The sequence below is a fragment of the Bacillus sp. XB1 genome (assembly GCF_053557995.1).
Genome location: NZ_JBNRIL010000002.1, coordinates 86,536 through 108,538 on the forward strand (window position 1 = coordinate 86,536; position 22,003 = coordinate 108,538).

General features: G+C 35.0%; 22 protein-coding genes and 1 riboswitch. Of the genes, 11 read left to right on the forward strand and 11 right to left on the reverse strand.

Features of this window, described 5'->3' with window-relative positions; all coding sequences use genetic code 11:
- Window positions 1-125: 125 nt before the first annotated feature.
- Window positions 126-2,195: an LTA synthase family protein gene (locus ACK1U5_RS15690; RefSeq protein ID WP_061138901.1), complete on the forward strand. Its 2,070-nt coding sequence runs from the start codon at window positions 126-128 to the stop codon at window positions 2,193-2,195.
- A gap of 209 nt (window positions 2,196-2,404) precedes the next feature.
- Here ACK1U5_RS15690 and ACK1U5_RS15695 read toward each other — a convergent pair whose 3' ends face one another.
- A complete protein-coding gene (locus ACK1U5_RS15695) occupies window positions 2,405-3,214 on the reverse strand; it encodes an alpha/beta fold hydrolase (protein ID WP_048568019.1) in 810 nt (269 codons plus the stop codon).
- 250 nt (window positions 3,215-3,464) lie between these two features.
- Here ACK1U5_RS15695 and ACK1U5_RS15700 point away from each other — a divergent pair, with 250 nt between their 5' ends.
- Window positions 3,465-4,718, forward strand: a complete 1,254-nt coding sequence (locus tag ACK1U5_RS15700) for an ATP-binding protein (RefSeq protein WP_061138903.1) — start codon at window positions 3,465-3,467, stop codon at window positions 4,716-4,718.
- Window positions 4,715-5,935, forward strand: a complete 1,221-nt coding sequence (locus ACK1U5_RS15705) for an ATP-binding protein (RefSeq protein ID WP_001032638.1) — start codon at window positions 4,715-4,717, stop codon at window positions 5,933-5,935. Before ACK1U5_RS15700 ends, ACK1U5_RS15705 begins: the two co-directional genes overlap by 4 nt.
- 423 nt (window positions 5,936-6,358) lie before the next feature.
- On the opposite strand, the gene ACK1U5_RS15710 is transcribed toward ACK1U5_RS15705, so the two are convergent.
- Window positions 6,359-7,279 carry a Nif3-like dinuclear metal center hexameric protein gene (locus ACK1U5_RS15710; protein ID WP_069605234.1) on the reverse strand — a complete coding sequence of 307 codons (921 nt, stop codon included), beginning with the start codon at window positions 7,277-7,279 and terminating at the stop codon, window positions 6,359-6,361.
- A 374-nt stretch (window positions 7,280-7,653) separates the two neighbouring features.
- Here ACK1U5_RS15710 and ACK1U5_RS15715 point away from each other — a divergent pair, with 374 nt between their 5' ends.
- Window positions 7,654-7,977, forward strand: a complete 324-nt coding sequence (locus ACK1U5_RS15715; protein ID WP_000289569.1) for an iron-sulfur cluster biosynthesis family protein — start codon at window positions 7,654-7,656, stop codon at window positions 7,975-7,977.
- 277 nt (window positions 7,978-8,254) lie between these two features.
- Window positions 8,255-9,160, forward strand: a complete 906-nt coding sequence (locus tag ACK1U5_RS15720; protein WP_069605235.1) for a DMT family transporter — start codon at window positions 8,255-8,257, stop codon at window positions 9,158-9,160.
- Between the two features lie 28 nt (window positions 9,161-9,188).
- Here the strand turns inward: ACK1U5_RS15720 and ACK1U5_RS15725 are convergent, their stop codons facing one another.
- Complete coding sequence (locus tag ACK1U5_RS15725; protein WP_000639042.1) at window positions 9,189-9,410, reverse strand: hypothetical protein; 222 nt, start codon at window positions 9,408-9,410, stop codon at window positions 9,189-9,191.
- 279 nt (window positions 9,411-9,689) lie between these two features.
- Here ACK1U5_RS15725 and ACK1U5_RS15730 point away from each other — a divergent pair, with 279 nt between their 5' ends.
- A complete protein-coding gene (locus ACK1U5_RS15730; RefSeq protein WP_000624929.1) occupies window positions 9,690-10,073 on the forward strand; it encodes an ATP synthase subunit I in 384 nt (127 codons plus the stop codon).
- A gap of 338 nt (window positions 10,074-10,411) precedes the next feature.
- On the opposite strand, the gene pckA is transcribed toward ACK1U5_RS15730, so the two are convergent.
- The gene (gene pckA, locus ACK1U5_RS15735) at window positions 10,412-11,998 is read right to left on the reverse strand and encodes a phosphoenolpyruvate carboxykinase (ATP) (RefSeq protein WP_000108802.1); all 1,587 of its coding nucleotides are present in this window, start codon (window positions 11,996-11,998) and stop codon (window positions 10,412-10,414) included.
- Window positions 11,999-12,226: 228 nt separating this feature from the next.
- Window positions 12,227-12,348: riboswitch (SAM riboswitch) on the forward strand.
- 169 nt (window positions 12,349-12,517) lie between these two features.
- On the opposite strand from pckA, the gene metK reads away from it, so the two are divergent.
- Complete coding sequence (gene metK, locus ACK1U5_RS15740; RefSeq protein WP_000163123.1) at window positions 12,518-13,717, forward strand: methionine adenosyltransferase; 1,200 nt, start codon at window positions 12,518-12,520, stop codon at window positions 13,715-13,717.
- Between the two features lie 41 nt (window positions 13,718-13,758).
- Here the strand turns inward: metK and ACK1U5_RS15745 are convergent, their stop codons facing one another.
- The 3 genes from ACK1U5_RS15745 to ACK1U5_RS15755 are packed head-to-tail and all read right to left on the reverse strand — an operon-like array spanning window position 13,759 to window position 14,669.
- Entirely contained in the window at window positions 13,759-14,283 is a 525-nt protein-coding gene (locus ACK1U5_RS15745) for a GNAT family N-acetyltransferase (RefSeq protein ID WP_000464120.1), read from the reverse strand.
- Between the two features lie 20 nt (window positions 14,284-14,303).
- On the reverse strand, window positions 14,304-14,483 hold the full coding sequence (locus ACK1U5_RS15750) for a hypothetical protein (RefSeq protein ID WP_000473617.1): 180 nt from the start codon (window positions 14,481-14,483) through the stop codon (window positions 14,304-14,306).
- Between the two features lie 6 nt (window positions 14,484-14,489).
- Entirely contained in the window at window positions 14,490-14,669 is a 180-nt protein-coding gene (locus ACK1U5_RS15755; protein WP_000424800.1) for a hypothetical protein, read from the reverse strand.
- A 236-nt stretch (window positions 14,670-14,905) separates the two neighbouring features.
- On the opposite strand from ACK1U5_RS15755, the gene ACK1U5_RS15760 reads away from it, so the two are divergent.
- Together ACK1U5_RS15760 and ACK1U5_RS15765 are read left to right on the forward strand one after the other, a co-directional pair.
- Window positions 14,906-15,415, forward strand: a complete 510-nt coding sequence (locus tag ACK1U5_RS15760; protein WP_069605236.1) for a MogA/MoaB family molybdenum cofactor biosynthesis protein — start codon at window positions 14,906-14,908, stop codon at window positions 15,413-15,415.
- Window positions 15,412-16,014, forward strand: coding sequence for a molybdenum cofactor guanylyltransferase (locus tag ACK1U5_RS15765; protein WP_069605237.1), 603 nt, complete (start codon window positions 15,412-15,414; stop codon window positions 16,012-16,014). The genes ACK1U5_RS15760 and ACK1U5_RS15765 overlap by 4 nt, the downstream gene beginning before the upstream one ends.
- Before the next feature lie 281 nt (window positions 16,015-16,295).
- On the opposite strand, the gene ACK1U5_RS15770 is transcribed toward ACK1U5_RS15765, so the two are convergent.
- The 3 genes from ACK1U5_RS15770 to ACK1U5_RS15780 all read right to left on the reverse strand — a co-directional run bounded on the left by ACK1U5_RS15770 (window position 16,296) and on the right by ACK1U5_RS15780 (window position 18,640).
- Complete coding sequence (locus tag ACK1U5_RS15770; RefSeq protein WP_001261606.1) at window positions 16,296-17,438, reverse strand: glycosyltransferase family 4 protein; 1,143 nt, start codon at window positions 17,436-17,438, stop codon at window positions 16,296-16,298.
- A gap of 12 nt (window positions 17,439-17,450) precedes the next feature.
- Entirely contained in the window at window positions 17,451-17,984 is a 534-nt protein-coding gene (locus ACK1U5_RS15775) for a phosphatase PAP2 family protein (RefSeq protein WP_069605238.1), read from the reverse strand.
- 143 nt (window positions 17,985-18,127) lie between these two features.
- Window positions 18,128-18,640, reverse strand: a complete 513-nt coding sequence (locus ACK1U5_RS15780) for a gamma carbonic anhydrase (protein WP_000640186.1) — start codon at window positions 18,638-18,640, stop codon at window positions 18,128-18,130.
- Between the two features lie 74 nt (window positions 18,641-18,714).
- On the opposite strand from ACK1U5_RS15780, the gene ACK1U5_RS15785 reads away from it, so the two are divergent.
- Together ACK1U5_RS15785 and ACK1U5_RS15790 are read left to right on the forward strand one after the other, a co-directional pair.
- Window positions 18,715-19,518: an alpha/beta hydrolase gene (locus ACK1U5_RS15785; protein WP_000267424.1), complete on the forward strand. Its 804-nt coding sequence runs from the start codon at window positions 18,715-18,717 to the stop codon at window positions 19,516-19,518.
- Window positions 19,519-19,562: 44 nt separating this feature from the next.
- Window positions 19,563-20,627 (forward strand): tetraprenyl-beta-curcumene synthase family protein, encoded by a 1,065-nt coding sequence (locus tag ACK1U5_RS15790; RefSeq protein WP_069605239.1) that lies wholly within the window; start codon window positions 19,563-19,565, stop codon window positions 20,625-20,627.
- A 37-nt stretch (window positions 20,628-20,664) separates the two neighbouring features.
- On the opposite strand, the gene ACK1U5_RS15795 is transcribed toward ACK1U5_RS15790, so the two are convergent.
- On the reverse strand, window positions 20,665-21,966 hold the full coding sequence (locus tag ACK1U5_RS15795) for a PepSY-associated TM helix domain-containing protein (RefSeq protein ID WP_000867812.1): 1,302 nt from the start codon (window positions 21,964-21,966) through the stop codon (window positions 20,665-20,667).
- Between the last annotated feature and the right edge of the window lie 37 nt (window positions 21,967-22,003).

Below are 22,003 nucleotides of genomic sequence, written 5' to 3' on the forward strand. Positions count from 1 at the left end.
GAATATTAAGACAATACATTTATGGTAGAAGCAAGTATGCAGACGAAATATGTAATATATGTTATTTTAATAGAAATAGTTCTTTCGATGCGGGGGAAATTAAGACATAGAAACGAGGGAATGAATTGAAGTATGGTTCTACACTTTTTCATCTTCCAAAAAGAAATATATTAATTTCTAGCATTATAAGTAGTATGGTGACTTTATTAGTAATAACTATGCTGTTTATGATTTTAAAGGTTTTTAATTTAGACATGATGAAAGATCATTTAAATCAAAAGCTTGTTTTAAGTGTTATGATGATTTTCATATGGGGCATAACGTTTTATATTACGCATTTCAATAAAAAAGAGATGCCTATACTTAGAGCATCCCTGCGAGTGCATTTTATATTACTTTTATTAGCTCATACAGTAGCGTTATTTTATATTGTCATGCAAGTTAATATGAGTTTCATAGAGGCAATGAATTGGATTTACTTTTATAATATGCAGTTTATATTAAGTTTTGTAGTAATTTATGCAATATATATTCTTGTATATAATTTAATAGGTAAGGTTTTTCTAAGTATGGTTTTAACGAGCTGTACGTTAATCATTTTATGTATTGTGAATTATTTGAAGCTTATTTTCAGAGGTGATCCGTTATATCCTTCTGATTTCACACAAATTACGCATATGCAATCTGTTATACCGATGGTGATGGACTATTTTAGTTGGAGTTATATTTTTGTCATTATCGTAAGTATCGTAGCTTGTATTGTAGCAGGGATATATATGAGAAGGTATATTCAAAATGTAAAGATTCATCTAGGAATAAGAGCCTTATTAGTAGTAGGATCTATTTTTGTTCTATATGCGTACGGTAATTTTGCGAATACATTTATGAATAAAGTATTTCAAAAATCAGGTGTAGATTTTGTTTTGTGGAATCAAAATGAGAACTACGCTTCAAATGGTTTTGTACTTGGGTTTATTAGCAATTTAGATACAACAGTTATGGAAAAACCAAAAAATTATTCTAAAGAAAATATGCTTCAAATAGCAAACGATATAAAAAAACAATATAGTGGAAATGTAGGGAATCAAAAGAAAAAAGAGAAACCGAATATTATTTTTGTAATGAGTGAATCGTTTTGGGATCCGACGAAAGTAACCAACCTTTCTTTTAGTGAAGATCCTGTACCAAATTTGCATCATTATATAGAAAACTTTCCTGGGGGACAAACTATTTCTCCTACATTTGGGGGAAATACAGCGAACGTTGAATTTGAGGCATTAACAAGTTATTCAATGAGTTTGTTAAAGCCAGGTTCTATACCATATCAGCAGGTTATTACAAATAAGAAAGAAGTTCCATCAATCCCTACGGCGTTGAAAAAAGAAGGTTATTATACAAGTGCAATTCATTCATTTGGTCGCACATTCTTTAAACGTGACGATGTATATAAGGTGTTAGGATTTGATAAGTTTAATGCAGAGGACACGATGGAAAATGTGGATATTGATGGAGATTATATTAGTGATTTAGCGATGAGTAAAGAGATAATTGCTGAGTTAGAGGAACAAAAACAGCCAACATTTATTCATGCAGTTACGATGCAAAATCATTTTCCATTTACAGAAGGCCGATTTGGTGAAAACCTAATAGAAATTAGCGGTCTAGAAAATGAAGAATCAAAAGGAGAATTAGAGACGTATACAGAAGGATTAAGACGTTCAGATGAGGCACTTCAATATTTAATAGAGCAACTAGATAATTTAGATAGACCTACATTATTAGTATTCTTTGGAGATCATCTTCCATCATTAGGAACAAATAAATCTTTTTATAAAGAAAACGGGTATATAACGAATGAAAAAACACCGAGCGAACGTTTAGCGATGGCGCAAACTCCGTTATTAATGTATGCAAACTTTGATATGCCAAATGATAATTTAGGTTTAGTAAGCCCAATTCATTTTTCTAATCTTATTTTTGATTATGCAGGATTAAATAAATCCTTATTTTATCAATTTTTATCGGAACTTTACAAGGAAATACCAGTGCTTAGAGATGAATTAAAAGTTGATAAAAATGGAGAAGTAATCAATGATTTAACAAAGAAACAAAAAGAAATGTTAGAGCAATATAAAATGCTCCAATATGATTTACTCGTTGGAAATCAATATAGTACAGATATCCTCTTTAAATAAAAGAAACAAAAAGAACTTGTATAACGATACAAGTTCTTTTTTCATAGTATTTAACGGGGTAACCAGACAAGCTGGGTTTAGGGAGTATTACTTGTACATTTAGTATATATGAAAATGTAATTGTTTTATTTGTGTATTTGTGAGAAATGTGTGAATTTTATGTTTTATAAAAACCGATTATGTTAACTTTCATTCTTATATTGCAGTTGTTATGTTTGTAAAAATTTTATCAGTTCTTTATTTAATTCATCCGCTTGATCGATTGGTGAACCATGACCACTATTTGTAAGAGCATGTAACTGAGAATTTTTAATTCGTTGTTGCGTAAGCTCAGCACTTTTGTAAGGAATTAGTTGGTCGTGAACGCCGTGGAAGATTTTTGTTGGGACGTTAATTTTATTTAAATCTTTCGTTACATCTTCATTTGCAGCTGCTTGTAAAATTTTGATAAGGGCATAAGAAGCGGATTGCATACCGAGATAAGAAAACCATTCAAGGGTTGCAGCCCCTAAGTTTCTATTGAAAAAAGATAAAGATACGTCATTTAAAAATTTTGGTAAATTAGCATACATTTGATTAATGAGAGCATCTGCTTGTTCTTTCGGTACACCGTAAGGGGACTCTTGATTTTTAACGAAAGAGGGGGAGACAGCGTCAATTAATGCGAGCTTAGAAATGCGGCGCCCATGATAGCGAGACATATAGCGAATAGAAAGAGCACCACCAACTGAGAAACCGACTAATGTAGCGTTCTCTACTTGGAGTGCTTCTAGAACAATTGCGATATCATCGGCTAATCGATCATACGTGTAACCAGTCCATGGCTTATCAGATTGCCCATTCCCTCGTATATCCATGGCGATACAACGAAAGCCATGCTCTGGTAAAACATTGATTTGATATTGATACATTTGATGATTTAAAGGCCATCCGTGAACGAAGAAAACAGTCTTACTACCTGGACCAGGATTAACGTCTTGCACAAAAATATGCACATCTTTCTCGACAGTAACAAACATAAAACTCCCCCTGTTCTATCAATAGGCTCCATTCTAAAAGCTTTGTTTTACTTTTTAGGCCGTCTATATAAAACATCCTCCATAATATACGTATTAATGATCATAGATTTTATGCTCTGTATATAGTCTAAATATATTGCGTTTTTGGTACGATTTTCCTCAAATGTTCGATTTATCTTTGTTTGTCTATGAAAATCATTTATTATAATAAATGGTATTCTTCGAGATATTATTTTGAAGGGGTGTTGAAGTGAAAGAAAGTTTTCTATCATATAAAGAAGAAGAAAGGAATGCAAAAATCCTTTTATGGGTGTTATATGTCATTGTTATTGTATATCAAATTTTCTATGCAATCGTATTAGAAGATAAATCAATAATGGATAAGGGATACAACATAATATGGCAAGTTATTTGCGGAGTAGCAATACTATGCGTGAATATATATTTACTGAAAAAAGAAAAGGCAAACCTTGTTAAATATGCATGGATATTTGCATACATAGGGATAGAAATCGCTAATATAATTTCGTATATTTTTTATAATAAGGCGGCGTTTGATGCGACAAATATAATAGAAATTATTCTCATTTTCTTTGTACCCATATTTTTAAATAAAAAATTTTATGTGTTTTTGCTTTCCTCTATTGTAGGAAAATATTTAATTTATTTATTTGTATTAGAGGAAATAAAAGCATTTATGTTCCTTATTATGTGTACACTTATGTTAATAGCTGCATATATCATTTTAAATCGATTTTTACAATATCTTTCAGCCGTAAAGGAAAGTATTGCGATTGCTAGTGAATCACAAAAATTAGCAGTAATCGGAAAAATGGCAGCGACTGTTGGACATGAAATTAAAAATCCACTGGCTTCATTAAAAGGATTTACGCAATTACAACGAGAGAAGCATGAAGAGGATCCTATTTATAAACGTATGATTTTTGAAATAGAAAATATGAATAATATGATAAGTGAGTTGATGGAAGTTGCTACATGCAAACCTTCTATTTATAAGAAACATGATGTAGGAAAAATTGTATTACAAGTAATAACAAGTCTTCGCGGAAAAATGAATGAATTAAACGTGCAGTTTATTTCTAATGTGGAAGAAAAAACAATAGAAGTTGAATGTGATGAACGAAAAATAAGAGGAGTCTTTTTATATACGATAAAAAATGCTTTAGAGGCAATGGAACAAGGTGGCATATTACATTTACAATTAGAGAATAAAGGGAAAGAATATGTAATAATCAGCGTAATCGATAATGGTCATGGTATTAAGCAAGAAAACTTAACCCGTGTTACAGAAGCCTTTTATACAACGAAACAAGATAAAATTGGTCTGGGACTTACGGTAGCGAATCGAATTGTCGCCGAGCACTTTGGTGAGCTGCATATTTCAAGTGAAAGAGATACTGGAACGAGAATAGACATCATTCTCCCAAGGAAGTGTGGAAATACTGAAATCCAAGTGGAAGAAAAGCTAGGAGTTACCATATGAATAAAGGCTATATATTTAAAAATGAAGAAATAAAGGCATTGAAAGTATTTTTAAGTTTATTTTTTATTATATTTTTTGTGTATGATCTTGCCTATGAATTTATCGTACCTTTAATCGCGGGAGAGCAAGAAGGCGTAGGAAAGTTTGAAGATGGTTTAGGTTTATGGCTTTACCTTTTGACGGTAGTATTGTTTTGCATTGGAATATACTTTATGAAATGGAAGAATGTTTTTGTGGTAAAGTATATTATTCTAATTGGCTATAATGTATTAGATTGTATCCATAACATTATGATTTATTATGGTAGCGATGCGGAATTTGACGGTGGAAATATAGTAGAAGTATTTTTTATTTTGTTCGCACCAATCTTTGTGAACAAAAGATATTTCTGGTTAGTTCCAGCGATACTTGTCGGGAAGTACGCTCTTACAGGAATCATTATTCAATCTTCTCTCGTTTTAATCCCAATGGCATTATATAGTGTATTTACTATTATATGTTGGATTATATTTTTGAGGGTTCAGTCTTACGTTCGTACGCTTGAGATGATGGACAAAGAAATAAAACAGACAGAAAAACTAGCAGCTGTTGGAAAAATGGCAACGGTTATTGGTTATAAGATTAGAAGACCTTTAGCAAACTTAAAAAAACTTGTGAATAAACAGGCAGACAAGCATCCAGAGGATAAAATTTATAGTGATATTATGAAACAAGAAGTAGATCGGATTCATATAATTGCTACAGAACTTAGTGGATTTGAGAAATCTAAATCACTAGAATCAGAAACTCATAACATACAAGAAATTATCTCTTATGTTATTCGAGTTATGGAAAAGCCTGCTTTAAAACAAGGAGTCCACATACAAGGTATTTACAGTAAAGACTTACCGTCCATTACATGTGATGAAAAACGATTAAAACAGGTCTTTTTTAATTTAATCAAAAATGCAATTGAAGCAATGTCAGTTGGGGGAACAATTACGATTAAAGTTACTGTAAAAGATGGAATCATCGTTCAAGTGAAAGATGAGGGATGTGGTATTCCGAAAGATAAAATTCCAAAGTTAAATGAAGCCTTTTATACAACGAAAGAAACAGGAACTGGTCTAGGTTTAGTAGTTACAGAAAAAATTATTAAAGACCACAATGGTAAAATGAGTTTTGAAAGTGAAGTTGGGGTTGGAACAACGGTTGAGGTTATGTTACCATTGCATTAAATAGAAAAAACATCACTTATTTGGAAGTAATGTTTTTGTGTTCTTCTTAGGTAGACGTTCTAAAAAAGAGGACGATAACGAAAAATAATATATTGATAGTGTAAAAAGAAAATAATGGATGTTTTACTATGAAAAATATATAATGGCTTTGTCTGTTATTTGTTGTAGTTCATTTATATTTCTATTTGTTGACCCGAATCTCGGGTCTTTTTTTTATGAAATGAATTGCTATATGTCAGTGATTAGAAAAATAGAATATATATTCATGCTGTAATACTGGTAGCGCCAGTAAACTCGGTGCTACCAGTAGGTTTGTTTTCCGGCACAACGAAAGCATTTACGTTGGTACAGGTGGTGCTTTCACATTTCTCTATTTTTCTGTGATCGATTGTATTGTGTATATAAATTTAAAAAATGATAGCGTTAGAGCCACCATTTCTCCTGCGGAAGCAAAATAACATCCACATCAAAATTTTCTTTAAACCAATCATACATCAATGTCTCTTTCACTAAATATTCAGAGGCAGAGTGTGACACACCAATTAGAGACATATTCGTTTCTTTTACATAATCCATAATGAGCGAGTATTTATGTCGGCCGTAATCATTGTCGATATGGCAATGGATTTCTCCTGTAATATATGCTTCAGCACCTTTTTCTTCTGCTTCCTTCATTAAAGATACAACATCGCCACATCCAGCGATAATTGCGATTTTTTTGATGGAATCATGTCGTTTACCTTCGAAGTCTGTGTAAGGAATCTGGAAGAGTTGTTTTAGATGTTTTTGGAGTGCTTCTGTTGATGTTTCATCTATTTCACAAATAAGGCCAATTGGTTCTTGTTCTGGACCTCCATATGCAAAGTCGTCCACTACAGTAGCGTTTAATGCTTTTGCAATTGAAATACTCGTTCCATGCGTTTGATGAAAATCCATTGGTACGTGACATGTATATATAGAAAGTTGTTTTTCTTTTATTCCTTGCAAATATTTTTCAGGAATTGGTATGAAACCGCGACCAGATCTTCCAAGCGGATCACCACACTCCATTACAAGGGGATGGTGCATAAAGAGTAAATCACCAGGTGTGGATTGTGAAATGAATGTTTCAAGAACGTCATCTGTAGGGAATACAGCTAAAAATACTTTGTTTAAATTTTCAGATCCGTGCATCATAAGGCCGTTAAATAAATCTACAAAATTTGCTTCGAAAAATTGTTGCCAAGGAAATTTGATAGGATCATATACGGCTGGGATAAATCGACTAAAGGCACTATCTTTTCCGTATTTTTCAATTTGGAATAAGTGATCGAGTGATTGCTCTATTTTTTTTAAGGCTGGCATGTTTGATAATCCTCCTTAAGATGATTCTTGCTTTATGAGTTGTTTGTATTCTTCGTAGCAAAATAAGAAGCGGATAGGAAACAAATAAAACCTAGGATCCAGCTAATAGAAGGAGAATAGGGAAGTACATGCTGTAATAGCATTCCGCTAGAAATGAAGAAACTACTAAATAGACCTAATAACATAGGATATCGTTGTAGTTTGAACACGGATAGTAAACATCCTTTCTCCTGCATGAACTACTCATAAAAGCTCGATTACTGAAACTTTATCACATACATTGTATATTAGTCTTAATTTTCTGTATATAACTTTTAAGAAAAATGGTGATACAATATATGAATGATAAGAGAAGAGAGGATGAAGATTAACATATGTACGTTACTGTAACAGAAGCAGCATATAAAAAGATTATGGATACGATTCCAAGTGAAGCGAAATATATAAAGTTATTTTACGATAATGAGGGTTGCGGTTGTGTCATGAGCGGAATCATCGATTTAGTAGCTGTAGCAGAGAAAGATGAGCGCGATGTGGATATTGAATCAAGCACAATGAACTTTATCGCTGATCGTACAAAGCTTGTATTTATGGACGATAAGTTAACGGTTGATTGGCATGAAGGTGGAGGAACTTTTCAGTTGAAGAGCCCAAGCCAGTTTTATAATCCAAATATGAAGTTACACGTTCGAATATAGTAAAGGAAAGGTGATTCCAAAATGTATTTTGGAATCACCTTTTTTATTTTATAAGTCGCTATTATTGTCGATTTTTGTTGATAAGTCGATATATTGAAAAAATCGCTGATATAAATGGAGTTGCGCTGATATATTTGGGAAATCGCCGATATATTCAGAAAATCGCCGATATAATTTCATTTACTAAAACGTTTCAAAAGTAAAAAGATTTTTTCACATAATGAAATGTACATGTGATTGAATTTTCTGTATAATCTTCTTTGCGGAGGGGATACGCATGAGAAGATGGGGAATTGAGTTGTTAATTTTAAGTGTTGTTATTATTTGGGGGATTAACTATACAATTGCGAAGTATGGACTTTTAGAATTTACAGCAATTGAGTTTACTGCACTTCGCATGATGGCGGCGGCACCGCTTCTGTTACTCCTTACCTTTTTTATTGAAAAGTCGATTTATATGGAGCGAAAGGATATACCTAGATTAATTATCGTTAGCATTGTAGGTATTGTACTGTATCAAACGTTATTTATGGAAACTGTCAAATATACATCTGCTACAAATGCCTCTTTACTCATTTCTATTTCACCTATTTTTACAACTGCATTTGCGATTTTCTTGAAACAAGAAAAGTTTTCTTCTCGAAAGTTAATCGGTTCTATGACTGCCTTTGTTGGTGCAGCATTAGTTTTAGTAGCAGGACATTCGCTTACTAGTTCTTTTTATGGCAATGGAATTGGACTGATTACATCAATATGCTGGGGGCTTTATCCTGTTTTAGCAGGACCATTAATTAAAAAATATTCAGCATTACGTGTTACAGCATGGTCTGCATTAGTGGGTGCGATTCCGCTATTATTGTTAAGTGGTCCACATGTGTTTGTCATGCCATTTCACATTACTCACGGAATGACACTATTTGCTTTACTATATTCTATTTTCTTTGTAACAGTATTTGGTCTAGTAATGTGGTATGTTGGTGTTCAAAAAATTGGGGCGTCACATACGATGGTATATATGTATATAACGCCGCTTGTAGCGGTTTTATTTGCAGCTGTCTGGGCAAATGAATATGTATCGTTTCAACAAATCATCGGTGGAATTATCATTTTTGTCGGTCTATGGTTTGTGAAATCGGAGAAAGTAAAAGTTCATTCTATTGCAGGGGAACCTATATCAAAATAGGAAAACAGATCACCTATGATCTGCTTTCCTATTTTTTTATTTTTGGTAAGAAGATGAGAAATAAGATAGCAGTAATAAGTGGAATTAAGTTTAAAAATGGAATACGGAAGAGTGTAATAAGAATAATACCTGGAAGAAGAACACCGAGGACAGCGTAAAAAATGCTATGGTTTTTCGTGTACCAATACAATGAAAGTCCAATAAGTGCAGGGATAATGAGGTGAATGAGAGCCATTAAAAAATAAATCATTAGACGCCCCCTTTATTTGTGTGCTTATTACATCATATCCGTATGTTCATAGATTGATATCATTTTTTTCATAAATGGACGAAAAAAGTTTGAAAAACCGTCACAAAATATGAGAATATGATGTTTGAAATCTTGTATAATATTATTTCCTAAAAATATTTAAACAACATAAACATACTGTTTATGTTGTTTTTAATTTGAGTGAAATGGATTTAAGGAATATGAATTTGAAAGAAATTTTTTGTTGGATAGATAAAAATTACTGAAGAGGAGAACAGCATGATTAGTATGTCATTAAGGTCGTTTAAAATTCAATCGTATTATATACTAGGTATTCTTTTACTAGGCTGGATGGTAACACCGTTTTCAGCACATTTTTTAGGTGCAGGAATTGGACTTATCGTAAGTATGTATTGCGTTTGGCTTTTAGGGAGAAGAATTGAGAAGCTTGGAGATAGTATTGTAAAGAAGACGAAAGCACCGACACTCGGTATGTTTAACCGTTTTGCAGCTGCAATTTTGGGTGCTATTATTATGTACGAAATTGAGCACCACATGGTTATGTGGGCATTTGCAGTAGGGATTTTGGGTGGGTATTTCTTAATTGTTGTTAATTTAGGATACTATAGCATGAAAGATGAGAAAGAACTAACAAAGAGCTAAAAAAGGTAAAAGACTTCTTTTTAGATGGAATAGATGATCCAGCCACGGATAGAAGCGGTCAGGGCCTTTTTTAGCCCCATACGATGTGAAACCCAGTAGGGATATAATGTATATATTCGAAGCTGTAATTTTATAATCTAGGTCACAGATGAAGAGATTAGCGTTTCACTTTATATAAGATATAGAAAGAAGCTTACGTTTTCACGTAAGCTTCTTTTTTATGTAAGTGTGTGTAACCGTTAAGCCGCATTGGGTTTTGTCGGTGAGTACGCGAAACTTTACGGTTACACGACACTTATTCATATGAGTAAAGGGTTATTCCAACAGAAAGTTTTAATTTAAGCGATTGGACCGCCTAAGTTAATAATGTCTTCAGATACGCTGTCGAACTTTTTGAAGTTAGCTTTGAATTCATTTGCAAGTTCGATTGCTTTTGCTTTGTAAGCAGCTTTATCAGCCCAAGTTTGTTCAGGCATTAACACTTCGTCAGGTACACCTGGTACGTGAAGTGGAACTTCAAGACCGAAGATGTCATGTTTAGCTGTTTCAGTTTTCGCAAGTTCACCGTTTAATGCAGCTTGAATCATTGCACGAGTGTAACCTAAGTTCATACGTTTACCAACGCCGTATTCGCCACCAGTCCAGCCAGTGTTTACTAAGAATACTTTCGCATCGTGTTTCTCAATTTTTTCACCAAGCATTTCAGCATAGCGAGATGCATCAAGTGGTAAGAATGGTGAACCGAAGCAAGTTGAGAATGTTGCTTGCGGAGATGTAACACCGCGCTCTGTTCCTGCTAGTTTACTAGTGTAACCACTTAAGAAATGATACATAGCTTGTTCTTTTGATAACTTACTGATTGGAGGTAATACGCCAGATGCATCAGCAGTTAAGAAAATGATTGTATTTGGGTGTCCAGCAACACTTGGCAGTACGATATTGTCGATCGCATGCATAGGGTATGCAGCACGAGTATTTTCTGTTAAAGTAGTATCGTTATAGTCTGCGATACGCGTTTGGTCATTAATGATAACGTTTTCTAAAACAGATCCAAATGTGATTGCATCGAAAATTTGTGGTTCTTTCTCGTGAGAAAGGTTTACACATTTCGCGTAGCAACCGCCTTCAATATTGAATACACCGTTATCAGACCAACCGTGCTCATCATCACCAATTAATTTACGGTTTGGATCAGCAGATAATGTTGTTTTACCTGTTCCAGATAAACCGAAGAATAATGCTACATCGCCTTCTTCACCTACGTTTGCAGAACAGTGCATAGAAAGAATATCTTGTTCAGGTAATAAGAAGTTCATAATAGAGAAGATTGATTTTTTCATTTCTCCAGCGTATTCTGTACCACCAATTAATACGATGCGTTTTTCGAATGAAACCATAATGAATGCTTCAGAGTTTGTACCGTCAACAGCTGGATCAGCTTTGAAATTCGGTGCAGAAACAATTGTGAATTCTGATTCATGAGTCGTTAATTCTTCTTCAGTTGGACGAATGAATAATTGATGTACAAATAAATTGTGCCATGCATATTCGTTAATAACTTGAATTGGTAGGCGGTAATTGCGGTCAGCGCCTGCAAATCCTTTGAAGACGAATAACTCTTCTTTTTCTTTTAAGTATTCTAAAACTTTAGTATATAATTTATTAAAATGTTCTTCAGAAATCGGTTGGTTCACAGCTCCCCAAGCAATTTTGTCAGCAACCGATGCTTCTTTCACAATAAATTTATCTTTAGGAGAACGTCCTGTATATTTTCCTGTTGAAGCAGAAACGGCACCAGTAGAAGTTAATTTCCCTTCATTTCGCATTAATACTTTTTCCACTAATTGCGGAACACTTAGTTGAATCTGTGCATTGCTTCCGTTCAATAATTCGTGTAAACCAATTTGGACATTCACAGTACTCATATTTATATACCATCCTTTTCATTTAATGAAATATTTCTCGTAATCCCCAACAAGAGTATAACACAATTATATAAATAATGTATACTATTTATTTCTTTTTGTTTGTGTGAATGCATTATTTCCCTATTAATATTTCATTTCAGGCGTATTGAGAAAAACTTTCAGGAAAATGTGAATATTAATTGACAAATGAATATCATTTCTTTAGTATAGGTTGGGACGGATACTCTCTTATCCCGAGCTGGCGGAGGGACAGGCCCGATGAAGCCCAGCAACCTCACTTGTATTGATAAATGCAGGTGAATAGGTGCTAAAACCTGTGCGAGGCTACAGGTCTCGAACGATAAGAGCGAAGGGCAAAAAGCAGTATGCAAGTAGCAAATTAAACCTTTCCTCTATGTAAAGTAGGAAAGGTTTTTCTGTATGCTTGTGTGGGAGAATAAATGTATGTCGCAGTTTGTGGCAAATTAAGGATGAGTTCCGTACAATATATACAATTACTGTAGGGAGGTTTACCACATGACAAAAAAACGTCATCTGTTCACATCTGAGTCTGTAACTGAAGGACATCCAGATAAAATTTGTGACCAAATTTCTGATTCAATTTTAGATGCGATCTTATCAAAAGACGCAAATGCACGTGTAGCTTGTGAAACAACTGTAACAACTGGTTTAGTATTGGTAGCGGGGGAAATTACGACTTCTACTTACGTAGATATTCCGAAAATCGTTCGTGAAACAATTCAAGGCATTGGTTACACACGCGCAAAATACGGATTCGATGCAGAAACTTGTGCTGTTTTAACATCTATCGATGAGCAGTCTGCTGACATCGCTATGGGTGTTGACCAAGCGCTAGAAGCACGCGAAGGTCAAATGACTGACGCTGAGATTGAGGCAATTGGTGCAGGAGACCAAGGTTTAATGTTTGGTTTTGCATGTAATGAAACACAAGAATTAATGCCACTTCCAATCTCGCTTGCTCACAAATTAGCTCGCCGTTTAACTGAAGTACGTAAAGATGATACATTATCATACTTACGTCCAGATGGAAAAACGCAAGTTACAGTTGAGTATGATGAAAATGGTAAACCAGTACGTGTTGATACTATCGTAATTTCTACACAACATCACCCAGATGTTACATGGGAAGAAATCGATCGCGACTTAAAAGAGCACGTAATTAAAGCTGTAGTACCAGCAGAATTAATGGATGGAGAAACGAAATTCTTCATTAATCCAACTGGCCGCTTCGTAATTGGTGGACCACAAGGTGATGCTGGTTTAACAGGACGTAAAATCATCGTTGATACTTACGGTGGATACGCTCGCCACGGTGGCGGTGCATTCTCTGGTAAAGATGCAACGAAAGTTGACCGTTCTGCAGCATATGCAGCTCGTTATGTTGCGAAAAACATCGTAGCAGCTGGTCTTGCTGAAAAAGCAGAAGTACAACTTGCATACGCAATCGGTGTAGCACAACCAGTATCAATTTCAGTTGATACATTCGGCACTGGTAAAGTATCTGAAGACGTACTAGTAGAACTAGTTCGTAACAACTTCGATCTTCGCCCGGCTGGTATTATTAAAATGTTAGACTTACGTCGCCCAATTTACAAACAAACAGCAGCTTACGGCCACTTCGGACGTACTGATGTAGATCTATCATGGGAACGTACAGACAAAGCTGCAGCTTTAAAAGAGCAAGCTGGTCTATAATATATGAAAAAAAGCTTTGCGCGGTGAGCGCAAAGCTTTTTTTATTTATAATTACGTTGGAATAAAGCGAAGAGTTCAATGTCATGCCAAGTGCCGTTGCGGAATATAGCTTCTTTACAAGTTCCTTCATGTTGAAAACCAAGTGATTTATATAATTTAACTGCTCTATCGTTAAAAGAAAATACTCGTAAAGAAAGGCGATGTAAATTTAATTCTAAAAATGCATAATCCAATAATAGGGTTAAAGCTTCCTGCCCATAACCTTGCCCCCAGTAATCCTTTTTACCAATATCAATAATGCATTCAGCGTTTCGATTATACGAATCAATATGAATTAAAGAAGTAATACCAATTGGAAGATGCGTAGCTTTTTCTTCAATGATATAGCTCTTAGAGTTCGAAGAATGAATAAATTGCCGGCAAAGTTTTTCTGTGTCTTGAAAGGAATATTTATCAAGAGTGAGTGTAGTTGAACTCATAACGTCTATATCATTATGCCATTTATAATATGTTAGAATATCATCTTCGGAAAACTTTCGTAACTGGATACGGTTGGATTCAAACAATGTAAACACCCCTTTTGTATTTACTGGTTTTTGTTCATTATCTCAACACACGAACTACAATAAATTTGTCCTTCTAATTCAATATACTTTTTCATATTCGTCATGCCATTCGCCGGAAAGGGCATATGAATCCACGCTTTTTCATACGTTTGTATTTCTGTTTTACATGATTTACAAAAGATTGATTTCTTTTTGAACATATGTGATCAACCTTTCATTTGACGTGCTTTACTTGCGCAAAAGGCACTACTTAGTAAAAATAGTGTCGCGAATATAATGCTTACTAATGTAGCGTATGGAATTGCGCCTTTTAAGGAAAAGCCGACAGTGATTGAAGCGATGAATAAGAGGATAAATGTTGTTGTTAATTTTTTATAAAGTTCCATACAATGTAGACCTCCAATTTATTTTTTAGTACAAGTTTTAAAATTGAATTCTATTATGTAGAAAATATAAAGAGTAGCTAAAGATGTGTAGTCTAGGAGTATAAGAAAGTACACTTTCCTTTTTGTGGGTTAGTATACTTATATTGTATCATGGCGCATGATTGGCTTCATACATAATTGTGTAAAGGTATGTATGATAAAATGAAGAAAAGTCTTTAAGAAAGGAAAGATAAAAAATGAGTGTAACTGAACATAAAAAACAAGCTCCAAAAGAAGTGCGTTGCAAGATTGTTACGATTTCCGATACACGTACGGAAGAAACAGATAAGAGCGGACAACTATTACATGAATTGTTAAAAGAAGCGGGACATAAAGTAACTTTTTATGAAATTGTAAAAGATGATAAAGAAAGTATTCAGCAAGCGGTGTTAGCTGGTTATCATAAGGAAGATGTAGATGTTGTATTAACAAACGGCGGTACTGGTATTACGAAACGTGATGTCACAATTGAAGCAGTATCAGCGTTATTAGATAAAGAAATTGTTGGATTTGGTGAGCTGTTCCGTATGATTAGTTATTTAGAAGATATCGGAAGCAGCGCAATGTTAAGTAGAGCGATTGGTGGTACAATTGGGCGCAAAGTAGTCTTCTCGATGCCAGGGTCTAGCGGAGCGGTTCGACTTGCGATGAATAAATTAATTTTACCGGAATTAGGCCATATTACATTTGAGCTGCATCGCCAATGAGTAAGTGTGCTGGAATTGTATTAGCGGGCGGTATGTCGAGTAGATTTGGTGAGCCGAAAGCGTTAGCAATTTGGAAGGGAACTACTTTTGTTGAGCATATTGTGAAAGTGATGGGAACTACTTTGCAAGACATTGTAGTAATTAGCCATACTGATATAAAAGAGCGAGTAGAGCAATTCGTACAAGTTCCTGTTATAGAAGATATCCCGCACTATAAAGGAAATGGACCACTTGCCGGCATTGTATCAGGTATGGAATACATAGAAGCAGATTGGTACGCTATTATGCCTTGCGATGCACCAAACGTTTCGCATCAATGGTTTGCCATTTTACTAGAGCAAACGAGCAATGAATATGATGCGGTTGTACCTATTATTAATGGAAGAAAACAACCGCTACTTGCGGCGTATCATAACCGCGTGAAAGAAAAGATTTATGCTTTACTTCAGGAAGAAAAAAGAAGTATGGGCCAGCTTTTATCACAATGTAATGTGAAGTATGTTTCTGGAGAAGATGTACAAGCGAATGCGGATTGGTTTATAAATGTAAATACGAAAGAAGAATATGTGCAGGCTCAAAAAGACCTTTCAAATGAATGAAAGGTTTTTTGATATACAGAATTGGGGAACAATTACTGTATAAAGGTATGTGAGTAAGTTGATTTTAAGGGGAATTCTTAAAATCATTATACAGTTTAAAATACTGTATAACCATATATTAATTTTTATGGGTTTTTATTACAAGTCTGTTTAGTTATGTTTATTTTTGATATAATTAATATAGAAATAAAACAATGTTTAACCTTATGTATCATTTATTAAACTAAAATTTATGACCATGTAATAAACTCCCTTCGTTTTTTTGAAGGGAGTTTTTCTATTTAAGCAAGCAACTCTGATGCGTTATGCTGCAGGACTTCTTCATAATGGTTAAGCAAACCGCGAAAGATCTCATCCCAGCTCTTTGATTTCGCAAAAGATGAAGCTGATATTCCCATCTGCTCAAGTTTTTCTTCATTTTGTAATAAAAAATAAATGGATGATAGAAATGCATCTTCATTTTTAGGCGGACAAAGAACTCCCGTTTTTCCATCTGTAATAATATTTTTAACCCCGCCACTATTTGCACCAATGACAGGTGTACCGCATGCGAGTGATTCAAGTACGACATTTCCGAATGTTTCAGTAGCTGATGGAAACACCATTATGTTAGAACAAGCATATGCTTCAGCTAAATCTGTACTTTGTAAATAGCCAGTAAAAGTGATATTTGTTTTCGGAACAGCTTCACGTAAACTTGTTGCTAGAGGACCGTCTCCTGCGATGAGCCAATGAATATCGTTTCGAGTATGTGCTGTTTTAACGATAAGGTATTGCAGTGTATCAATATCTTTTTCAGGAGCAATTCGTCCAACATAGGAAAGGACATACTTCGCTGTAATATTATATTTTTTTCGGAATAGGTCTGTATTGTAAGCAGGATGAAAGAGTGTGCAATCTACACCACGTCCCCATATAGAGAGGGTCTGAAAGCCTTTGTTTTTTAATTGATGTAATGTTTCAAAGGAAGGTACAAAATTTTTTTGCATATGACTATGAAACCATTTTAAATAGTTCCACAGCATATTGGAGAGGAATTCGATTTTGTAATAACGTAAATAGGCATCGAAATCAGTATGATAAGAACCGACAACTGGGATGTTTAACTTTTTTGCATAATACAATCCACAAAGTCCCATGTTGAAAGGTGTGGCAATGTGAATAATGTCAGGTTTAAAGGAAAGTAGTTCCCGTTTAATGCGCGGAGTAGGAAAAGAAAAACGACATTCTGGATATAATATTGTTAACGGGATACTTCTCATCTTATTCACATTCGCTACAAAATTATCTTCAGCTGTATGCTGAGGGGCGAAAACAGAATAGGCGATCTGTTCTTTCTGAAAATATTGTGTTAATCGCTCTAACGTTTTCGCAACCCCGTTAACTTGTGGCGTAAAAGTATCGGTAAAAATGGCGACTCTCATCATATCACTCCTTTATGTGAAAAGTGGGATGAATTGATAAAAAGAGATGATGCCAGAACAAGTGCCAAGGCACATACCGACGAATACATCTGACGGATAGTGAAGGCCTAAATAAATACGTGAAATACCGACGCATAACGCTAACGGTAATAGGAAAGCAAGTAAGCTTGGATTATAGCAAATAAATGGAATGAAGACAGAGAAAACGGCTGTTGTATGACCAGACGGGAAAGAGTGGTCTTTTAATGGATGGACTGGATATTTTGCATCCTGAATTGTTAAATAAGGACGTTTTCGCGGATACCACCTTTTTAATATTTGCACAGGAATATGGCTAATTGCTAACGAAATAGCAGTTGCAATTGCAGCTTGATGCAAAGTTCCCTTTGCGAAAATTAAAAAGAAAAGTGTGAGTCCGATGGAGAAAGTCGCGCTACCGATATGAGTAATATTGCTGAAAAAGATATTTAATGTTTTTTGATCAAAGTAGCGGTTAATTCCTCTGAAAATGTAACATTCTATTTTATATAATCCACTGACCTTCATGAAAATTCTCCTCCCTCATCTACATATATATGGAGATATTAGCTTTTATTTTAATAAGATTTTGTTGAGGGAGTAATAATGTTTTGTAAAGAAAAAGTTAGATTTTATATAAAAAAAGCTGCCAATCTTATGGCAGCGGAAATTTACTTCTGTAATGATTTATAATATTGACCTTTTTCAACGTATTGCGTGCGAATACGCTCCATATCTTTACGGTCTTCTTCTGTTAATTCACGAATGACTTTCGCGGGACGACCGAAAGCTAACGTGTTCGGCGGAATTTTCTTTCCTTGTGAAACGAGGCTTCCAGCGCCGATAAAAGCTCCTTCGCCAATTTCAGCACCATCTAATATAATAGATCCCATTCCAATTAAAGCATCTTTCTTAATATGGCAACTATGTAAAATGACTTGATGCCCAATTGTTACGTCGTTTTCTAAAATAAGAGGATACTGCGGGCTTTGGTGAAGTGTACATTGGTCTTGTACATTTACTCGGTCTCCAATGATTGTCGGTGACACATCACCACGGATGACTGTATTAAACCAAATACTTGATTCCTCGCCAACGGAAACATCGCCTGTAATCGTAACATAGTCAGCGATAAAAGCACTACTCGCAATTTTCGGTTTTTTTTCTTTGTAAGGATATATCATGTAAAGTCTTCCTTTCCTAGAGACTAGTTTTAGTGTATCAAATTATGAGAAAGAGTGAAATGGAGGAGAGCCGTATGTGGAATTATGAAGCGGAGGAAGCAAAAGCTGTCATTGTTATTGTGCACGGCGCAATGGAATATCACGGACGTTACGAAGCCGTTGCGGAAATGTGGAATCATATCGGCTACCACGTCGTGATGGGGGATCTTCCGTCACATGGAACGACTTCAAGAAATAGAGGACATATTGATTCATTTGATGAATACATAGAGGAAGTTAAATTATGGGTGAAAGAAGCAAGAAAGTATAGGTTACCTATTTTTCTATTCGGTCATAGTATGGGTGGTCTTATTGTCATTCGTATGATGCAAGAAACGAAGAGAGAAGATGTAGAAGGTATTATTTTGAGTTCGCCTTGTTTAGGGGTAGTGACTGGACCCTCTGCTCCGCTTCAATTTGCTTCAAGAATATTAAATGTTGTGGCTCCAAAATTGCAATTTGCAACGAATCTTACGGTGGAAATGTCAACACGTAACCATGAAGTGAGAGATGCAATGGAGAATGATTCTTTGTTCTTGCGCAAAGTATCAGTACGTTGGTATAGTGAATTGATTAAGTCTATCGAAATTGCTCATAAAAAAATAGATGATTTTCCAGATGTTCCGCTCTTGCTAATGCAAGCTTGTGAGGATAAACTTGTAGATAAAACACGTGTCCGCACTTGGTTTGATAATGTTAAAATAAGTGATAAGGCTTTTAAAGAATGGCCGAATTGTTATCACGAGCTATTAAATGAGTATGAGCGTGATGAAATTTTGAGTTATATTCAGTCATTTACTGAAATGCATGTCAATAATATAGTAAAAACAAACAAATAAATAAATCATTATTTGTACATTTAATAGAGGAGATGAAGGAAGAAGTGAACGTACCGAGTAATCCCATAACGCTCATGGCGAAAGTATACCGTGATGTGTTTCCGGTTGTACACCATGAGCTAGCGATGTGGAAAGAGCGTGCCTACCATATTCCGAATGATGAGCTTCATAGTCAGGCAATCGCAAGTATTGAGCATAAAACGTTTCATTGTGAGGGCGGTGGCATTTTAGCTCTGCTAGCAAATGAACACCGAGAAGAATGTATTCGTTTTATCGTAGCGTATCAAACGATCAGCGACTATTTAGATAATTTATGTGATCGCAGTACATCACTTAATCCAAATGATTTTGCCGCACTGCATGAATCGATGTTAATGGCATTATCACCTGAAGTAGAAGGTGGCGGTAATTATTATCGTTATCGTGATGATCAAGATGATGGTGGTTATTTAGATGAACTTGTTGAAACATGCCAAGATGTTTTAAAGAAAACGAAGCACTATGACAAAATTGCTCCTGTTCTTCATGAACTTGCTTGTTATTATTGTGATTTGCAAATTCATAAACACGTGAAATTAGAAGAAAGAGAGCCGCGACTGAAAAATTGGTTTGAAGCACATAAAGAAAACTTACCAGAGATGAGTTGGTTTGAATTTTCAGCATGTGCCGGTTCTACACTTGGAATTTTCTGTCTTGTCGCATATGCCTTTCATGATGAATTACATGATGAAGATATTGCGAAAATTAGACAAGGATACTTCCCTTACGTACAAGGACTTCATATTTTGCTTGATTATTTCATTGATCAAGAAGAAGACCGTATAGGCGGAGATTTGAATTTCTGTAGTTATTACGAAAACGAGCAAGCGATATTAGATCGGATGAAACATTTTGTAGAAGAAGCGGAGAAGAGCATTGGTGATTTGCCTCATGCGAAGTTTCATCGCCTTATAAGCCGAGGGTTACTTGGTATTTATTTATCAGATCAAAAAGTATCAGCACAAAAGAATATGCATAAAATGGCACGGCGCATTGTAAAGTACGGAGGCCTCACTTCACGATTCTTCTATTGGAACGGGAAGATGTACCGAAAGAAAACAGCGCAGTGATGAAGAAAACCACTCATGTAGAGTGGTTTTCTTTTCATTATGATTGTATTTTTGAAAATACATATATAAGAAGTTCAATCGCAAAAATCACTAATACAGATAATCCAAATAAAGGCATGACAGCGCCCAGTATAACCATCATGATAAAGAAAACGAATATACTGTTCTTATCTCTTTGTTTTGGAGGTGCTGCTAATTTTCCTTTCGGCTTTCTTGCTAACCACATTTTTACTCCGTAATAAATAAGAAGTAGTAGAGATAACGTTGTTAGTAAGCATAATATTTTATTTGGCCATCCAAATAAATGTCCTTCATGAAGCGGGATGCCGTAAGTGAACCATTGTGCAAGTAATCCATAATCACGATAGTCCGTTTTGGAAATAAGCTTTCCGCTATATTGATCAAAGTAAGCTGTTATCTCTTCATTTGGTGCAACATGCATACCTGTAATACCAGAACCGCTCGATTTCGAAACAGTGAATACACCTTTCGGATCAGCTGGTAGTGAGATAACGTATGGCTTCTTTATTTCAATTCCTTTTTGTAATTCATCGACAGAAATAGCTTTCGGTTCATTTGAATCCGATTCAGGAGGAGCTTCTTTTCTTGTTGCCCATGGCAATTCTTTTACCTTTGATTCAGGCGGCGCCATATACAATTTCGGATATCCGAGCGATTCATTCGACGACGCAATTTTATAAATTTGGTTACCCATAAATCCTGACCATGGCAATCCAGATGCGACTAGCAGAACGAGTGGAATTGTAAATATAATACCGATAATAGAATGACGTCGTTTTGCTTTTTCTCGCTTATTGGATACTGGTGTGTTTTTGAACTGTCGTATACTCATATACAAACCAGTTACAATTAAAAAGATTGTCCAGCACGCCGCAAGTTCTACAGTATAGTTGATGACAGTGCCACCAACTAAAAGAGAACTATGTAATTCCCGCATTATATTGGCAAACGTTTCACTTGCGTTTTGATCTCCGACAATTTGATTATTGCTATCTAAATATACATACTTTTGTTGCCCTGTATATTCATTTGTAATCGTAAGTCTCGTATTATAATCCCCATTAAACTCACTAATTTTCGCCACGCTATAATGTGGATATTTTTTTTCTGTTAAGGAAATAGAATCAGCCATCGAAATAGATTCTGTTTGGGCGCTCTTCCCAAAATATAAATCTTTATAGATGAAATCTTCAACTTCCTCCCGAAATAAATACCCAATTCCGCTTAGTGACAACGTAATAAGAAGCGGCGTAATAAAAAGCCCAGCATAAAAATGCCAACGCCAAAAAATGTAATGAAGCGAACGATTTACTTTCATACTTTCAGTTCCCCTAACCTTCCCTATATGAATAACT